The 16,097-nt window shown below is 33.0% G+C and carries 15 protein-coding genes, 1 tRNA gene and 1 rRNA gene; 4 read left to right on the top strand and 13 right to left on the bottom strand.

Going from position 1 to position 16,097, the window contains the following annotated elements; translation table 11 throughout:
* Positions 1 to 94 precede the first annotated feature (94 nt).
* The 4 genes from ytxJ to H510_RS0110950 form a co-directional block, all read right to left on the bottom strand.
* Entirely contained in the window at positions 95 to 421 is a 327-nt protein-coding gene (gene ytxJ, locus H510_RS0110965; RefSeq protein WP_026904373.1) for a bacillithiol system redox-active protein YtxJ, read from the bottom strand.
* Complete coding sequence (locus H510_RS0110960; protein ID WP_026904372.1) at positions 418 to 1,149, bottom strand: DUF6503 family protein; 732 nt, start codon at positions 1,147 to 1,149, stop codon at positions 418 to 420. Before H510_RS0110960 ends, ytxJ begins: the two co-directional genes overlap by 4 nt.
* Before the next feature lie 186 nt (positions 1,150 to 1,335).
* Complete coding sequence (gene ribH, locus H510_RS0110955) at positions 1,336 to 1,827, bottom strand: 6,7-dimethyl-8-ribityllumazine synthase (protein WP_026904371.1); 492 nt, start codon at positions 1,825 to 1,827, stop codon at positions 1,336 to 1,338.
* 59 nt (positions 1,828 to 1,886) lie between these two features.
* Positions 1,887 to 2,558, bottom strand: coding sequence for a YfgM family protein (locus H510_RS0110950; RefSeq protein WP_026904370.1), 672 nt, complete (start codon positions 2,556 to 2,558; stop codon positions 1,887 to 1,889).
* 177 nt (positions 2,559 to 2,735) lie between these two features.
* Here H510_RS0110950 and recF point away from each other — a divergent pair, with 177 nt between their 5' ends.
* Both recF and H510_RS0110940 read left to right on the top strand, forming a co-directional pair.
* Positions 2,736 to 3,845 carry a DNA replication/repair protein RecF gene (recF, locus tag H510_RS0110945; RefSeq protein ID WP_026904369.1) on the top strand — a complete coding sequence of 370 codons (1,110 nt, stop codon included), beginning with the start codon at positions 2,736 to 2,738 and terminating at the stop codon, positions 3,843 to 3,845.
* On the top strand, positions 3,832 to 4,122 hold the full coding sequence (locus H510_RS0110940; RefSeq protein WP_026904368.1) for a DciA family protein: 291 nt from the start codon (positions 3,832 to 3,834) through the stop codon (positions 4,120 to 4,122). Before recF ends, H510_RS0110940 begins: the two co-directional genes overlap by 14 nt.
* Before the next feature lie 252 nt (positions 4,123 to 4,374).
* Here H510_RS0110940 and H510_RS0110935 read toward each other — a convergent pair whose 3' ends face one another.
* The 3 genes from H510_RS0110935 to H510_RS0110925 form a co-directional block, all read right to left on the bottom strand.
* A complete protein-coding gene (locus tag H510_RS0110935) occupies positions 4,375 to 4,953 on the bottom strand; it encodes a 50S ribosomal protein L25/general stress protein Ctc (protein WP_026904367.1) in 579 nt (192 codons plus the stop codon).
* A 12-nt stretch (positions 4,954 to 4,965) separates the two neighbouring features.
* A complete protein-coding gene (locus H510_RS0110930) occupies positions 4,966 to 5,901 on the bottom strand; it encodes a ribose-phosphate pyrophosphokinase (RefSeq protein ID WP_026904366.1) in 936 nt (311 codons plus the stop codon).
* A 65-nt stretch (positions 5,902 to 5,966) separates the two neighbouring features.
* Positions 5,967 to 6,037: transfer RNA gene (locus tag H510_RS0110925), tRNA-Gln, on the bottom strand.
* Between the two features lie 246 nt (positions 6,038 to 6,283).
* Between H510_RS0110925 and H510_RS0110915 the strand changes: the two genes are divergently transcribed.
* The gene (locus H510_RS0110915; protein WP_026904364.1) at positions 6,284 to 9,307 is read left to right on the top strand and encodes a glycosyltransferase family 117 protein; all 3,024 of its coding nucleotides are present in this window, start codon (positions 6,284 to 6,286) and stop codon (positions 9,305 to 9,307) included.
* A gap of 114 nt (positions 9,308 to 9,421) precedes the next feature.
* On the opposite strand, the gene H510_RS0110910 is transcribed toward H510_RS0110915, so the two are convergent.
* From H510_RS0110910 to H510_RS0110885, 6 genes are all read right to left on the bottom strand, one after another.
* A complete protein-coding gene (locus tag H510_RS0110910) occupies positions 9,422 to 10,246 on the bottom strand; it encodes an enoyl-ACP reductase FabI (RefSeq protein WP_026904363.1) in 825 nt (274 codons plus the stop codon).
* A gap of 79 nt (positions 10,247 to 10,325) precedes the next feature.
* Complete coding sequence (recN, locus tag H510_RS0110905; RefSeq protein ID WP_026904362.1) at positions 10,326 to 11,987, bottom strand: DNA repair protein RecN; 1,662 nt, start codon at positions 11,985 to 11,987, stop codon at positions 10,326 to 10,328.
* Positions 11,988 to 11,994: 7 nt separating this feature from the next.
* Positions 11,995 to 12,894 (bottom strand): type IX secretion system protein PorD, encoded by a 900-nt coding sequence (gene porD / locus H510_RS0110900; RefSeq protein WP_026904361.1) that lies wholly within the window; start codon positions 12,892 to 12,894, stop codon positions 11,995 to 11,997.
* The gene (gene coaBC / locus H510_RS0110895; RefSeq protein WP_026904360.1) at positions 12,891 to 14,084 is read right to left on the bottom strand and encodes a bifunctional phosphopantothenoylcysteine decarboxylase/phosphopantothenate--cysteine ligase CoaBC; all 1,194 of its coding nucleotides are present in this window, start codon (positions 14,082 to 14,084) and stop codon (positions 12,891 to 12,893) included. Before coaBC ends, porD begins: the two co-directional genes overlap by 4 nt.
* A 96-nt stretch (positions 14,085 to 14,180) precedes the next feature.
* Entirely contained in the window at positions 14,181 to 14,513 is a 333-nt protein-coding gene (locus tag H510_RS0110890; protein ID WP_026904359.1) for a DNA-directed RNA polymerase subunit omega, read from the bottom strand.
* Positions 14,497 to 15,372: an outer membrane protein assembly factor BamD gene (locus tag H510_RS0110885; protein ID WP_026904358.1), complete on the bottom strand. Its 876-nt coding sequence runs from the start codon at positions 15,370 to 15,372 to the stop codon at positions 14,497 to 14,499. Before H510_RS0110885 ends, H510_RS0110890 begins: the two co-directional genes overlap by 17 nt.
* 645 nt (positions 15,373 to 16,017) lie before the next feature.
* Between H510_RS0110885 and H510_RS0110880 the strand changes: the two genes are divergently transcribed.
* Positions 16,018 to 16,097: ribosomal RNA gene (locus H510_RS0110880) — 16S ribosomal RNA — on the top strand; the annotation flags it as partial.

The raw sequence follows: 16,097 nt of genomic DNA, 5'->3' as shown, positions 1-16,097 counted from the left end.
CTAGCTATTATCACTTTTTGGCGAGTATAAAGAGGGGCTAGGTAAATAAAAGCTCTTGCGCCTTATACTTCTGCAAAAGTGTGCATCAAAATTGTTATATCATTTCAACAACTTCTTCCAGATTGATTTCTCCATGAGATTGATCTAAAATACACGCTCCATTTTGAATAAGCAGTAATTGAGGAGATTCATGATGAACCTGAAATAAATCAGCAATTTGGTTAGAGATATTTCTGTAATTTAAAAGGTCTAAGTAATAACAAGATAAATTTTCAGGAACAATATCTCCATCCATATCCAGTCTTTTCTTCGCCATCATACTGATAGAACATCTGGTACTATGCTTAAAAATAACACTATTCCCTTGTTTATTTTTTATCTCGTTTAATTGTTCTTCGCTCTCTAAATTAATCCAGTTCATGGTTTTATAAATATTTGTTGATTAACTTTCTGCAAAACTTTAGTATTTGGGAAAGAAATGGTTGAGTTATTACTATTATTTGTTTTGCTAGTAGATAATTTTACCCCGTTCCCTATTTCTACGTAAGGAGACCAGTTAAAAATATTAGCATTTTTTTGATTTTGTAGCAAGAACTTCCATTTTTCTATTTCGCCATTGGCAGGGTTAATATAAAGCCAGTATTGGTCGCCAGGTGTTAAACCAACTTTGTCAAAATTCAAATTCAGTACCTGATACTCTTTACCATCTATAGTTTCATTAGCTATCAAAGTGGTATTTACACCAGGGTCTTCAATTTTAGAAGGCACCAACAACCAATAAGTATCATTAATATAAGAAGCATAAGCTTTTTTTATAGCAGCTTCATTTAAAGAGTCGCTTAAAAGAACACCATTTTCATAAGCTTTACCTTTTTTTGTATTGATGTTAAACAAGATTACTTGTTTCTTGTCATTGTTGGTTTGCTCAAATCTATAGTTGCCAGTATAGCGGTCCCATAAATGGTTTCTTGATGTTGCAATCTTATCATTTCGCTTAACTTCAAAGGTAAACTGTATGTATCTACTCTTCTCAAAGTTTTGCTTGCCGCCAATAGCAGTCCAAATTTTATCAATCACAACATTTTTATCTTGTGCTAAAGCAGTTAAGCACAAGGCAATAAAAAGGCATGAAAAAAATAATTTTTTCATATTAAAATTTTAAAGGATTAAGGATTATCTTCTTCCTCTAGCCTGAGGATAAGAACTATAAGCTGGGCAAAGTTTAGAAGAACAAGATTCTAGAATCGTGATGCTTGCAATTAAAACTAATGCTATAAAGACAAATTTCTTCATTGATAAATCTACAATATATAAATTTATGTAAAGCTAATATAATTATTTTAAACTCTTAGCCATATCTGCAATTTTTATTGCAGTAATAGCAGCCTCGTCACCTTTGTTGCCATGCTTACCTCCAGCTCTGTCTAAAGCTTGTTCTTGGTTATCCGTAGTTAATACACCAAAAATAACAGGTTTTGTATGTTTAATACCTACTTCTGCAATTCCATTAGCCACAGCATTACAGATGAAATCAAAATGTCGGGTTTCGCCTTGTATTACACAGCCTAAGCAAATGACTGCGTCTAATTGTTGTTTACTTAGCAAAATATCTGCGCCAGCAATCAACTCATAGCTGCCTGCAACTTCAACAGAGACAATATTTTCTTCTTCTGCACCATATTTAAGTAAAGAGTCATAAGCTCCTTGGTATAATTTCCCTGTTACCTCTGCATTCCATGCTGCTACCACAATACCGAAACGGAAAGGTTTAGCTGATGGTACTGTTGTATGAGAAAAATCTGATAAATTTTTTAAGTGACTTGCCATAATATCAAAAAAAAAGGTTAGCCATTAAAGCTAACCTGATGTGAATTTCCTTTATATAACTATTTTCCTTCTACTCTAGCTATATACATATCAATGTTAAAAGCTACAGTACTCTCAGGAAAATCATTTTTAATTTTATTATAGGTTTCTAAAGCAGATTTAAAATCTTTTTGCTCCTCATAAACTAAACCTAGTTTTTTAAGATAGATAGGAGCAGCAAATTGGTTATTACCTTTAGAAATTGCTTTGTTATAATAAGTAATGGCCTTATCATATTGCTTCAACTCAACAAAAGCATCACCAGCACCACCAAGTGCCAAAGGAGCTATAACTTCATCAGAACCGCTATAGTTGGTTAAGTTGTCTGCTGCTTTCTGGAACTCACCCTTGTTTAAATAAGCTATTCCTAAATAATAATAAGCCAGATTGGCCGATTTTGTATTGTCATATTCTTCTATGATTTTCTCAAAACCAGGGAAATTACCATCACCTTTTATAGCTTTATCCCAGTCTTTTTGTTCCCAATACTGTTGTGCTTTATAGATTTGGTTTAAAGCATCCGTTTCTCTTGGAGCCAAATAAAACTTTTGATAAGCAAAAAATAATAATATTAATCCTACTACAGCACCACCTATAATAAGAAGACTTTTACGGTTTTCTTGAATGAAGCTTCCTGTTTTACCTAAAGAACTTGCTACTTCTGGTGTACTATCAATCTGTGTGTTCGACATTTTGGTTTTATTAAAGATTGCAAAAATAGTGTTTTCATTAAAAACAACAACTCTTATATTTAAATAATTACGATATAATTCACTAATATTCAATTACTATACTTTAAAAGGATTTTTTGAAGGTAAATTCTTTAATAATAATACAGTGAAGAAGCCTTAGATAGTTAACTTTGTTATATGTACTTGAAAAATCTTTCACTTGTAAATTTTAAAAACTATGACGAGGCAGAGCTAGTTTTCTCTGACGGTGCAAATGCTTTTACGGGTGATAACGGAGCAGGTAAAACAAATTTACTAGATGCCATACATTATTTGTCGCTGTGTAAAAGTTATTTCAATCCAATTGATAGTCAGCAAATTAAACAAGACAGAGACTTGTTTATGATACAAGGGAAATTTGATAAGGATAATCAAGAGGAATTTATTGCTTGTGGTGTAAAGAAAAATCAAAAAAAACAGTTTAAAAGAAATAAGAAGGAGTATACAAGGTTGGCAGACCATATTGGCTTATTTCCTTTAGTAATGATTTCTCCAAATGATATCAGTTTAATTTTAGATGGGAGCGAGGAACGTAGAAAATTTATAGATAATGTGATTTCTCAAACAGATCATCATTATTTGGATGAATTAATTACTTACAATAAAAGCTTACTCAACAGAAATGCCTTATTAAAAAGGATTGCAGAAACAGGAAGGTATGACCCAACTTTACTAGAAATTTTTGATGAACAGCTGGTAAACTCTGGAATGAAGATTTTTGAGAAAAGAAAGCAGTTTATGGAGTCTTTTACCAGTATTTTTAACGAACATTATCAATATTTAAGTGATGATGCAGAACAAGTTTCATTAACTTACGACTCGATGTTGTTAAATGGTGATTTTGATACTTTATTAAAGAGTGCAGCAGAAAAAGATAAAATTTTACAAAGAACCACAGTAGGTATCCATAAAGACGAATTGCAATTTACTATACACGGTATGCCACTTAAGAAATTTGGCTCTCAGGGGCAACAGAAGTCCTTCCTGATAGCTTTAAAATTGGCAAAATATAGTTTCCTTAATCAACAAAAAGGCTACAAACCCTTATTGTTATTAGATGATATTTTTGATAAGTTAGACGATAAGAGAATAACCAAATTAATGAAAATGGTTTCCGAAGATGATTTTGGACAAATTTTTATTACCGATACTAATCCCGAAAGGTTAAAAGCTATTTTCAATGCGATAAATGTTAAGCTTAATTTATTTACAATAGAAAATCAAATCATCCGTAATGAGCAGAACTAATGATAAAACCTTAAAAGAGGCATTAGAGCAGATGCTAAAAGCTTATCGGTTAAAAGGTAAATATGATGAAACTTTTGCTGTTTCTTCTTGGGAAGCTGTGGTAGGTAAGGCCGTGGCTAATAGAACTAAAGAAATTTATATCAGAGATAAAAAGCTTTTTGTTAGGATAGAATCATCTGTGGTAAAGAATGAGTTGGTAATGATGCGCTCAAAAATTTTAGAAAGCCTAAATGAGAAGACAGGGGCTGAGGTGGTATCGGATATCGTTTTTCTATAATTTATTTTCTTTTACTGATAAAGAAAAATATCAAAGTACTTAAACAAGCAGTAAAAAAAGCTCTCGCCAAAAACACACTGTTTAGCTTTTCTTGGAATAAAAGTATTCCTATCAAAGGCGAAACAATTAATACTACGAAAAAGAATAGCAGGTATTTCTTCTCTAAAATTTGCATGCTTAAAATCTGTATATTTCTATTATAAACAAAAAAAGACTGCCAAGCGACAGTCTTTCTTCAATTCTTAAAGCTAATTATTTTTTGTTAGCTTCTTGCTCTGCTTGTTTTAAAGCTCTAGACATAATTACAGAAACAATAGTATCTTCACCAACATTGGTAATGCTATATCCTTCTGGTTTTAAATCACGAACACGAGTAGATTTACCTACTTCTAAAGGCTCTAAAGAAACTTCAACGTATTGAGGCATATCTTTAGGCAAAGCGTTAACTTTTAATTTACGTAACTTTTGAACTAATTTACCACCCATCTTAACACCTGGAGAAGTACCAGTTAATTTTACAGGGATTTCCATAGTTACTTTTTTATCATCAAATAACTGCAAGAAATCTACGTGTAAGATTTGCTCTGTTAATGGATGAAACTGAATTTCTTTTAAAATAGCTTTGGTTTTTTTACCAGCAATTTCTAATTCGGCAAAGTTTACGTCTGGAGTGTAAACTAAATCTCTTAATGATGGTGCTTCAACAGCAAAGTGAATTTGCTCTTTTCCGCCGTATAATACAGCTGGCACTTTACCCGAGTAACGAAGCTCCTTAGCGTCGCGTTTCCCTACGTTCTCTCTTGGAGAACCGCTAATTGCGATTGATTTCATGTTTGTTATATATTAAATTTTAAAAAGTTCACTAATTGATGCATGCTCGTTTACGTTAGTAATGGCTTTCGCAAATAAGTCTGCAGTTGATAATACTTTAATTTTACTACTCTCTTTTTTAACAGGGATAGTGTCTGTAACAATAATTTCTGTTAAAGCCGAGTTTTCTATGGTTTCATACGCGTTGCCAGACAATACAGCATGCGTACAAACAGCTCTTACACTTTTAGCTCCTTTTTCCATAATTAAAGCTGCTGCTTTGGATAAGGTGCCGGCAGTGTCGCAAATGTCGTCAATTAAAACGATATCTTGGCCAGTTACATCGCCAATGATAGACATTGATTCTATTTCGTTCGCTCTTTTTCTTCTCTTATCACAAATAACCACCTCAGCATTAAAGAATTTTGCAAATAAACGAGCTCTGTAAGAGCCTCCCATATCTGGCGAAGCAATGGTTAAATTTTCTAACCCTAAACTTTTAATGTATGGGACAAAAATAACAGCTGCATCTAAGTGGTCTACCGGGATATCAAAAAATGCTTGTATTTGTGCTGCGTGTAAATCCATAGTCATGACACGGTGTGCACCAGCGGCAGTTAATAAATTAGCCACTAGTTTAGCGCCAATGGCTACTCTGGGTTTATCTTTTCTATCCTGACGAGCATAACCAAAATAAGGGATAATCACATTGATATAATGTGCCGATGCTCTTTTAGCAGCATCTATCATCATCAATAACTCAAAAAGATTATCATTTGGTTGGCAGGTAGATTGTACTAGGAAAACATCACAACCTCTGATAGATTCATCGAAAGAAGGTTGAATTTCGCCATCTGAAAAACGAGATAGCTTAATATCTCCGAGTTCTTTTCCGTACGACTTAGCAATTTTATCAGCAAGAGTTCTTGTTGCAGATCCTGAAAAGAGTTTTACTGGATTAGAAGGCATGAGCTTTCGATTCGATTTTAAAAAAAATCAGATTGTGACTTTCACAATCTGATTTTAATTTTTAGTTGCCCGACCAGGATTCGAACCTAGACAAACGGTACCAAAAACCGTCGTACTACCATTATACTATCAGGCAATCTCCAATTTCAAGTATTCCCGAAATGGAATGCAAATATAGCCTCAATACAGAAAGCATGCAAATTTTTTTTAAAATTTTTAAAGATGCTTTAGCTATCAAAATAATAAAAAGTGTAACTGCTTGTTTTATAGTGGTAATTCAGGGCGAAATAAACCTTAGTAGCTGGTTAATATTTGTTAAAGTCCTGTTTTATTCATTTCAAATAGTTATTTTCGGCCAATAAAGAATCAATTTAAATAGAAAATGACCTATAAGAAGATTAATAATTTACTGGGTTGGTTTAGCTTTTTAGTAGCTGCGGTGGTTTATACCTTAACATTAGAACCAACTTCAAGTTATTGGGATTGCGGAGAGTTTATCTCTGCAGCGTATAGATTACAAGTAGTACACCAGCCTGGCGCTCCTTTATTTTTAATGATTGGAAGAATTTTTAGTCTTTTTGCTGGCAGCGAGGATAAGATAGCTTTTTGGGTGAATATGAGTTCTGCTTTATCTAGTGCGGCAACTATTTTATTCCTCTTCTGGACAATAACAGCCTTAGCAAAGAAAGTTGTAATGCCAGGAAAGCAAGAACCTACATTGGCACAGCTTATTACCATTATGGGAGCAGGTTTGGTAGGTGCATTAGCTTATACTTTTTCTGATACGTTTTGGTTTTCAGCAGTTGAGGCAGAAGTTTATGCGATGTCATCGCTTTCTACAGCAGTGGTTTTTTGGGCCATTTTAAAATGGGATGCCCATGCAGATGAACCTCAGGCAGATAAATGGCTGTTATTTATAGCCTACATCATGGGTTTATCTATTGGTATTCACTTGCTAAATCTTTTAGTGATACCTGCTATGGCGGTTATTTATTATTTTAGAAGAACAAAGCAAGCTACTACCAAAGGTACCTTTATAGCTTTAATTATTGGTGTGGTTGTTTTAGGTTTTATCCAATATGGTATCATCCAATATTTAGTAAAATTTGCTGCAAATTTCGATTTGTTCTTTGTAAATACACTAGGTATGGGCTTTGGTACCGGTGTTATCTTTTTTGCTTTCCTTATTGTTGGAGCTGTGGCTTGGCTGCTTTACTATTCTGTTCAAAAAAGCAAGCCAGTTTTAAATTTAGCGGTTCTCTCTTTTTTACTTATCATTTTTGGTTACAGCTCTTATGCTATGATTGTGATTAGGGCTAAAGCTGATACCAATTTAAATAATAGCGATCCTGAAAATGTATTTGCTTTATTGGGTTATTTAAACAGAGAGCAGTATGGTGATAGACCTCTGTTATACGGGCAATACTTTGATAGTAAAGTTATAGATTCCAAAGAGGGTTCAACAAGCTATCGTAAGGGCAATGATAAATATGAGGTAACAGGCAAGAAACAATCTTATGTTTATGATAGAAATACATTATTTCCAAGAGTTTATAGTGAGGAAGGAAACCACGTTGCCGTTTATCGTGATTGGTTAGATATGGGACCTGATGAAAGTCCTAGTTTTAAACATAATATCGGCTTTTTTAGTACGTATCAGGTCGGGTTTATGTATATGCGTTATTTCTTATGGAATTTTGCTGGAAGGCAAAACGATGAGCAAGGAATTGGAGATTATACCAAAGGTAATTGGATAAGTGGCATAAAACCTCTTGATGCTTTACGTTTAGGCGACCAAAATAACCTACCTAAAAGCATGACAGAAAATAAGGCCAATAATAAATTATACTTTTTACCTCTTATTTTAGGGATTCTAGGCGCCTTCTGGCACTTTAAACGTAATCAAAAAGATGCTGGTGTTGTAGCTTTATTATTTTTCTTTACAGGTTTAGCTATTGTTTTATATCTAAATCAAACACCAAACCAACCGCGTGAAAGAGATTATGCTTATGCAGGTTCTTTTTATGCATTTGCCATTTGGATAGGTTTGGGTGTATTTGCCATTAGCGAGTGGTTGAGTAAATTCTTCAATGCTAAAACTGCTGGTGCTTTGGCAACTGTGGTTTGTTTGCTGGCAGCTCCAGTATTAATGGCAAGCGAAGAGTGGGATGATCATGATAGATCTGGGAAAACTACCGCAAGAGACTTGGCAAAAAATTATTTAAATAGTTGCGCCCCTAATGCCATCTTATTTACTTACGGAGACAACGATACTTATCCTTTATGGTATGTACAAGAGGTTGAGAATTTTAGACCTGATGTAAGAATAGTAAATTTAAGCTTATTTGATACAGATTGGTATATCAACCAATTAAGAAAGCCTTTTAATGCTTCACAACCATTACCTATCACGATGGATTCATCAGCTTATGTAACTGGTACACGTGATGTGCTTTTTTATCAGGATTTTAATCTTACAGGAAATCAAGAATTGAGTGATATCTTTGAATTTATTACTTCAGATAATCCGGAAGCTAAAGTTCAATATCAAAGCGGTAAGCAAGAAAACTTCTTGCCTACCAAGAATTTTAAACTTACTGTAAATGCAGATGAGGTTTTAAAGACAAAAACCTTAAGTAATGCGGCAGAAATTGTTCCTGCTTTAGAATGGCAGTTTCCAGGAAATTATATTACAAAAGGTCAATTGGCATTTTTGGATATCTTGATTCATAACAAATGGGAGCGTCCTATTTATTTCGCGTTTACTGTGCCTAGCAGCAATTTCTTTGGCTTAGATAAATACTTATATAATGAAGGTTTTGCCTTAAGATTATTGCCTAAAAACAAAGCAGTGATCAATGATAATAATCCATTATCAGAAACTGATGTGGTAAATACCACTGCTATGTATCAAAATATGATGAGTAAATTTATTTGGGGTAACATGAAAACAGCGTCTTATTTAGACCCTGAATCAACCAAAATGGTCTACTTATCTGTAAATAAATTTACAGAGTTAGCTAGAAATTTAATATTTGAGGGCAAAACAGATAGTGCTAGAAACGTTTTAAAAGAGTGTTTGGATAAGTTACCTATTTATACTACTTATGATTCTAATTTTGCGCTTAGTAAATATGAACTGGTTGATTTGATGTATCAAGTAGGATTGAAACAAGAGGCGGCTAAGTTGCTAGCGCAAAGTAAAGATTTAATAAAAGGTGAGCTAGATTATCATTACAGCTTAACACAAAATAAAGAAAACTTAGGTATGAGAGATATTCAACTTGGTTTATTTGTATTGGCCCAGTTTGATGATATTACCAAACGGAATGGAGAAGCATCGCTAAATAAAGAGATAAATACTTTGTTGAGTAATTATGAAAGAAAATTTGGGATGAGTAGGTAGTAGACAAACCTAGCCTTATAAAAAGAACAGAAATGTTTAATAAAAGAAATGCCTCTAATTTAATTAAAGGCATTTCTTTTATTGCTTATGTTTACTTGGTATTAATCTTATACATTATCCTTCTTCGCCAGCTCCAATAGCTGTCATTACTTCCATACTTACACCAGTTGATGAGTAACCACCGTCATGGAATAAATTCTGCATGGTAACCATTCTGGTTAAATCAGAGAACAAGGTAATACAATAATCTGCACAAGATTCTGCATCAGCATTACCTAGAGGAGCAATTTTATCAGCAAAATCATAGAAATCGCCAAAACCTTTAATTCCTGTTCCTGCAGTTGTTTTTGTTGGTGATTGAGAAACCGTATTGATACGTACTTTTTTCTCTAATCCGTAATGGTAACCAAAACTTCTGGCTATAGATTCTAACATAGCTTTAATATCAGCCATATCGGTATAGAAAGGATAAGTACGTTGTGCAGCCATATAAGTTAAGGCAACCACACTTCCACCTTCGTTTATTGCATCTAATTTTTTTGCAACCGCAAGCATTTTATGTAAAGACATAGCAGATACATCAATGCCTTTTGCAAAATACTCGTAGTTAGACTCAGTATAAGGAATTTTTTTACGGATATTCACACTCATACCTATAGAGTGTAAAACGAAATCTATTTTACCACCTAAAACTTCTTGAGCCTGAGTATAAAGGTTCGTTAAATCATCTATGCTAGTTGCATCAGCCGGGATAATTTGCGAGTTAGTTTTCTCAGCAAGTTTATTTATTTCTCCCATACGCATTGCTATAGGAGCGTTGGTCAATACAAAAGTAGCGCCTTCTTCATGAGCTTTCTCAGCAACTTTCCATGCAATAGAGTTTTCGTCTAAAGCACCTGTGATGATACCACGTTTCCCTTTTAATAAATTATAAGCCATATTTTAATTCTTTTTTAGCTATTAAGCCTATTTGTAATTTGAATGTGTAAAGATTATAAAATTTTATGGATGTTGAAATTTATCCATATAATAATTCTTTGGCATTTTGTATTGCAGAATCTTTTGGATGTTCTCCACTTAGCATTTTGGCTATCTCCAAAATACGTTCTTCGTTGTTAAGTTTTTTAATCTGAGAATAAGTGAAATCGTCTTTTATTTCTTTGTACACATAATAATGAGACTTTCCTTTACTCGCCATTTGTGGTAAATGCGTAATCGTAATTACCTGCATATCTTCGGCTAGCTTTTCCATAATATTGCCCACCTTATGAGCCACTTCTCCAGATACTCCAGTATCAATCTCATCAAAAATAATGGTAGGTAAAGCAGTTTTCTTAGCAATCAAAGATTTAATGCTCAACATCAACCTAGATAACTCTCCTCCAGAAGCAACCTTGCTCAATTCTTGTAACTGATGGCCCTTATTTGCACTAAATAAAAACTTGATTTGGTCTATCCCATCTTGGTCAAAGTTATCTTCTTCTTTAACCCATTGTTCAAGCTTAACATCGGCATTAGCCATACCAATCTCTGTTAAAATTTTGATGATATAATCTTCTATAGCAGGAATAGCATTTATTCTGTTTAAGCTGATAGTTTTAGCTTGTTTTATAAGAGTAAGTTTTTCTTCTTGTATCTCTTTTTGCAAGCGTTCTATGTCTTCATCAGCAAAAAGAATTTTATTAAGTTTGGATGATAACTCTTCCTGATAATTTAAAAGTTCTTGATTACTACTAACGCGATGCTTCTTTTGTAAATTGTAAATTAAATCTAACCTGTCACTTACCAAAGTAGCTTTATTCTCATCAAAAGATATAGTTTGTTCTAAATCCTCTACTTCATTGGCTATATCTTTTAGTTCTATTAAACAACTTTTCAATCTTTCACCTAAAGCGCTTATATCTTGTTGATACTTTTCAGCTTGCTGTAATTGGTTTGATGCTTCTTTTATTAAACTTAAAGCATTAATTTCTTGATTTTGTAATAGGGTAGAAGCATTTAAAAGATTAGATTTTATCTCTTCTGCATGATTTAATCTTTGCAACTCTTGCTCCAGATTTTCTTGCTCATCTGTACTAAGTTTTGCTTGCTCAAGCTCATTAAATTGAAATTGCAAATAATCAAGTTCTGCTTTTTCTTTTTCACTTTGTTCAATCAATACATCAAGTTGTTTAACTTTCTTTTTATAAGTTTTATAAAATGATTTATAGTTTTCAAGTAATTCTTGATGATTTGCCATTAAGTCCACTACCAATAGCTGAAACTGTTGGTTACTGATTTCTAAAGTAGCATGTTGAGAGTGGATATCTATCAGATGTTCGCCAACTTGTTTCAGCGTAGTTAAATTAACCGGGGTATCATTAATGAAAGCTCTTGATTTTCCATCTAAAGATATTTCTCTTCTCAGAACGGTCTCTTCTTCATAATCTAAATCTTTTTCTTCAAAAAAGCCATTTAATTGGTAGTTTTTTACTCGGAAAAAACCTTCAATAATGCATTTCTTCTGCTGGTTAAAGAAGTATTTACCTTCTGCTCTTTGACCTAAAATAAGACCTAAAGCACCTAAAATAATAGATTTTCCCGCCCCAGTTTCTCCGGTAAGAATATTTAAATGCTCATCAAAAGAAATATCTAATGAATCTATAAGTGCATAATTCTTAATATGTAATCTGCTTAGCATAGCTAATCTATTTGTTGTTTTTTAATGCTTCGTAAGTATTGGTATTTGCGGGGTCTGCAACAACTAAAATATTGTATACTTTTAATTTTTCAGATGGGTCTGATTTTGAAAAAATATTGGTAATTTCATCTGCTTTAGCAGTAAAAAATGCTTGATTAAACATAGCACCCTGCCTTTGTTTATCTATTTCAGATATCTTTGCTAAAGTGGATAAAATAGTTTTTCGGGCTTTTGTTACATTTTCCGCCATCATATCTAAGCCTTCTCTATGGTAATCATAAATAATTTCTCTTAACGGTAAGAAATTCTTACTTGTAATATTTTCTACTAACCAATACCTGTTTCTCAAACCTTCAAAAGCTTTCCAGCCAGAAAATGGAGCATTTTGCGCATTGTTTAAAACATCTTGTGCTTTGTTAAAATAGTTAGTGCCACCTAGCTTATTAAAACTATCATAATCAAGTCCAACAATTACATAAGCATAAAATGCCAGCATCGAGCTTAAATTGTTAATGAAATTTTGGTCAGAAAAATCAAGGGGTTGTCCTTCTGAATAAGAGAAATCAAAATTTTTATCATTAATGCTTAACAAAGTAGTATTGTAGGAGCTGTTAAAAACAGGTCTGCTACTAATAATTTGTGCTTCAGCTTTAAAATTACTAGAGCCATCCCACTCTTTAAGATTGATAACAAAATTGCAGTCTATTCTCTCTGTAGCTAAAAGCTCGTCTCCACACCATTTTCTATTGTTAAGAAAATCTGACATGGCAGTTTCTAATACTTCCAAAGGCCTTTTATTAGTATTTTGAATTTGAGGAGATAATATTTGCACCCTAGCATTTAAATCCTGAGCATAAGACATGTAAGACGTAATGCAAAGTATCAAGCTAAAAAGATAATGCTTCATAAATATTTTATTAATGTATTGATGATGTCTTGAGCAACTTCAGATTTTGATTTTAAATCATAATAAGTTGTTGCCCCATCTTTCTGAATAATGGTTATTTTATTTAAATCACCTCCAAAACCAGCACCTTCATCCTTTAATGAATTTAAAACAATGAAGTCTAGATTTTTCTTTTGCAATTTAATTTTAGCATGTTCTTCTTCATTTTCTGTTTCTAAAGCAAAACCAACTAAAATTTGATTTTTTTTGATAGAGCCTAAATATTGAAGAATATCAGTTGTTTTTTTTAGAGTGATATTAAATTCGGTATCATTTTTTTTTATTTTTTGTTCAGCCTTCTGTAGCGGAGTGTAATCTGCAACTGCTGCGCTCATAATACAAGCATCACAGTTAGCAAAAGCATAATCAACAGCATTTAGCATATCCTCTGCTGTAATTACAGTAACCCTTTCAATATTTGGATGATAAATTTCTAAAGCTACTGGTCCACTAATCAAACTTACGCTTGCACCAAGTTGTGCACAAAGCTCGGCAATAGCAAAGCCCATTTTTCCGGATGAATGATTCCCAATAAACCTAACAGGGTCTATCGGTTCAAAAGTTGGTCCAGCCGTTACTAAAATATGTTTACCCTTCAATAGTTGTTCATACTCGAAATGATGAATGACCTGTTGATATATAGCTTCCGGTTCTTCCATTCTACCTTCTCCATAAAGACCACTGGCTAGTTCTCCTTTGCCAGGTTTAATCATAAAATTTCCGTAATTTAATAAGGTTTGGATATTTTTTTGGGTTGATGGATGCTTCCACATATCTAAATCCATAGCAGGAGCAAACATAATAGGACATTTTGCAGACAGATAACATGCACTTAATAAGTTATCACATCCTCCAGAAGCAAATTTGGCTAAAGTATTAGCCGTGATAGGGGCAATTAATATTAAATCTGCCCACAAAGCCAATTCAACATGGTTATTCCACTGGCCTGTATCGGCCTGATAATATGTAGAAAATACTTGATTTTTTGATAGGGTAGATAAGGTTAGAGGAGTTATAAATGCTTTAGCATCATGAGTCATTACTATTTTGACGTTTGCACCAGCTTTAACAAGTAATCTAGTTAATTCTGCCGATTTGTAACTTGCTATACTGCCACAAACGCCAAGTAATATGTTTTTTCCTTCAAGCATCATCAAAAAGTCTTAAAATTTCTCTTAACATTTAAGAGTTAATTATTTAGGCTTTTTGCTAAAACGCTCAGCCTCTAAAGCCAAATATAAAACAAATTATTTTTGTTCTTTAGAAGGATTTCTGTGGTAAACTTTACCATGAATAAATTCGTCAATAGCAATTAAAGAAGCTTTTGGCATTCTCTCATAGTGCTTAGAGATTTCAATCTGCTCTCTGTTTTCAAACACTTCCTCTAAATTGTCATTAGAGCTTGCAAACTCAGCTAATTTACCGTGAAGCTCTTCTTTTAAGTTAGCTCCAATTTGGTTGGCTCTTTTACTGATAATAACTAAAGACTCATAGATATTCTCAGTCTCAATATCTAATTGTCTTAAATCTCTGGTTACAGTTGTACTAGAAACTGTAGGCTTATTATTGTTGTTGTTCATCTTCTTTTTCTACTTTTTTATTCTCTGAATATGTAGCTAATATTTCCTTTGTTAATGCTATTCCTTTTAATATGTCTTCCTTAAGCTTTTTTGCTTTTTCCGTATAAGCACTATTAGGATACTTTTCAGTAAATCTCTCGTACTCAACTAAAGCTTCATTATATCTATCTTCTTGCTTAATTTCTCTACTATTTTTTGCGTAAAGATATTGAGCTTCTATAATCAAATATTCCATCTCCTCAGCAAACTTTGTGTCCGGAAAATCTTTCATAGAATTTCTAAATGCAATCACTGCTGCCTGGTAATCTCCAATATCCAAAAATAACTTAGCATTGGCGTAAGATTTACGTTCCAACTTATCACGCAAGTCTAAAATTAATTTACTCGCTTCCGCTACCCTTTCACTTCTTGGATAAATATTGATGAATAATTGCAATGACTCTATAGCTTTATAAGTATTATCTTGATCCAATGAAAAATTCGGAGAATCAAGATAGTAACAATACGCTGTCATAAATCTACATTCTTCAGCTTTAGGACTACTAGGATAAGTGTCTGCAAAAGTTTTAAAATGATATCTAGCCGATAAATAGTCTTTTAATTGATAATTAGTATAGGCGTAATAATAGTATAAATCCTCTGCCTCAGATCTTCCTCTATACCTTTGTACTAAGTCATCAAATAAAGTTAATGCTTTGGTATAATCTTTTTTATTATAAAGTTTTATAGCCTCTTGATACTTTTTAGCAACATCATTACTTGTTCTAAGCTTCTCAAATTTGCTTTTACAACTACTTAGGCTTAATCCTACAAATAATAATATTAATCCCAATAATGCTAAGCCTTTATTTTTTAACATGCTGCAAAGATAGTTTAATAAATAATACAAGTCAATTTTTTAACAACTACTAATATATAGTAGATAAATAATTTAATGTAACTCTTTAACAGAATTTAACAGTAAACAGCATGATAAACTCTGTTCTAAATAACTTATATAGCGTCATTATCCGTGCGGCAGGCTAAATTGAAGACTTAAAAATAATTTTTTCATAAAGGAAATCAGAGAGTTATGTTTAGATTAGTGAAAAAGATGAGGAAGTATTTGTGATAAATAAAAAAGATATGCACCTTTGCAGCCCGCAAGGGGGGAATGTTTGAAATAGAGAGAGGGAAAGAGGGGAAAGATGTTTAGAGAAAATAGAGGGAGAAGCTAGAGAGAATAGAGGAGAAAATTTTTTCAAAAACATTTTGGTAATAAAATTAGAATGATTACCTTTGCAGCCCCGAAAGGGAGGAAGAGTTACAGCGATTGTAGCTAGTTAATAAAAGAGAAAAACTAGAAAGATAAGCAATTATCTGGAAGGAAATAGAAGCCAAACTGAGAAGGGCGGCGCAGAAGTTCTTTAAAAAGATATCATATAACGTAGCGACACTGAGAGATCAGTAACCTAGAGACGGAAGAAAACAAATATTAACGAAAGTTAGTATCAAACCACATTATACAATGGAGAGTTTGATCCTGGCTCAGGATGAACGCTAGCGGCAGGCCTAATACATGCAAGTCGAACGGGATTGGGACTT

This window comes from Pedobacter glucosidilyticus DSM 23534, from assembly GCF_000425145.1.
Classification (GTDB): Bacteria; Bacteroidota; Bacteroidia; order Sphingobacteriales; family Sphingobacteriaceae; genus Pseudopedobacter; species Pseudopedobacter glucosidilyticus.
The sequence above is the reverse complement of the archived record's forward strand: the minus strand, read 5'-3'. Positions and strand labels throughout refer to the sequence as shown.

Excerpts from the sequence above, each read along its gene's own strand:
- ytxJ (WP_026904373.1), bottom strand. The coding sequence starts at position 421 with ATGAACTGGATTAATTTAGAGAGCGAAGAACAATTAAACGAGATAAAA.
- H510_RS0110960 (WP_026904372.1), bottom strand. The coding sequence starts at position 1,149 with ATGAAAAAATTATTTTTTTCATGCCTTTTTATTGCCTTGTGCTTAACT.
- ribH (WP_026904371.1), bottom strand. The coding sequence starts at position 1,827 with ATGGCAAGTCACTTAAAAAATTTATCAGATTTTTCTCATACAACAGTA.
- H510_RS0110950 (WP_026904370.1), bottom strand. The coding sequence starts at position 2,558 with ATGTCGAACACACAGATTGATAGTACACCAGAAGTAGCAAGTTCTTTA.
- recF (WP_026904369.1), top strand. The coding sequence starts at position 2,736 with ATGTACTTGAAAAATCTTTCACTTGTAAATTTTAAAAACTATGACGAG.
- H510_RS0110940 (WP_026904368.1), top strand. The coding sequence starts at position 3,832 with ATGAGCAGAACTAATGATAAAACCTTAAAAGAGGCATTAGAGCAGATG.
- H510_RS0110935 (WP_026904367.1), bottom strand. The coding sequence starts at position 4,953 with ATGAAATCAATCGCAATTAGCGGTTCTCCAAGAGAGAACGTAGGGAAA.
- H510_RS0110930 (WP_026904366.1), bottom strand. The coding sequence starts at position 5,901 with ATGCCTTCTAATCCAGTAAAACTCTTTTCAGGATCTGCAACAAGAACT.
- H510_RS0110915 (WP_026904364.1), top strand. The coding sequence starts at position 6,284 with ATGACCTATAAGAAGATTAATAATTTACTGGGTTGGTTTAGCTTTTTA.
- H510_RS0110910 (WP_026904363.1), bottom strand. The coding sequence starts at position 10,246 with ATGGCTTATAATTTATTAAAAGGGAAACGTGGTATCATCACAGGTGCT.
- recN (WP_026904362.1), bottom strand. The coding sequence starts at position 11,987 with ATGCTAAGCAGATTACATATTAAGAATTATGCACTTATAGATTCATTA.
- porD (WP_026904361.1), bottom strand. The coding sequence starts at position 12,894 with ATGAAGCATTATCTTTTTAGCTTGATACTTTGCATTACGTCTTACATG.
- coaBC (WP_026904360.1), bottom strand. The coding sequence starts at position 14,084 with ATGCTTGAAGGAAAAAACATATTACTTGGCGTTTGTGGCAGTATAGCA.
- H510_RS0110890 (WP_026904359.1), bottom strand. The coding sequence starts at position 14,513 with ATGAACAACAACAATAATAAGCCTACAGTTTCTAGTACAACTGTAACC.
- H510_RS0110885 (WP_026904358.1), bottom strand. The coding sequence starts at position 15,372 with ATGTTAAAAAATAAAGGCTTAGCATTATTGGGATTAATATTATTATTT.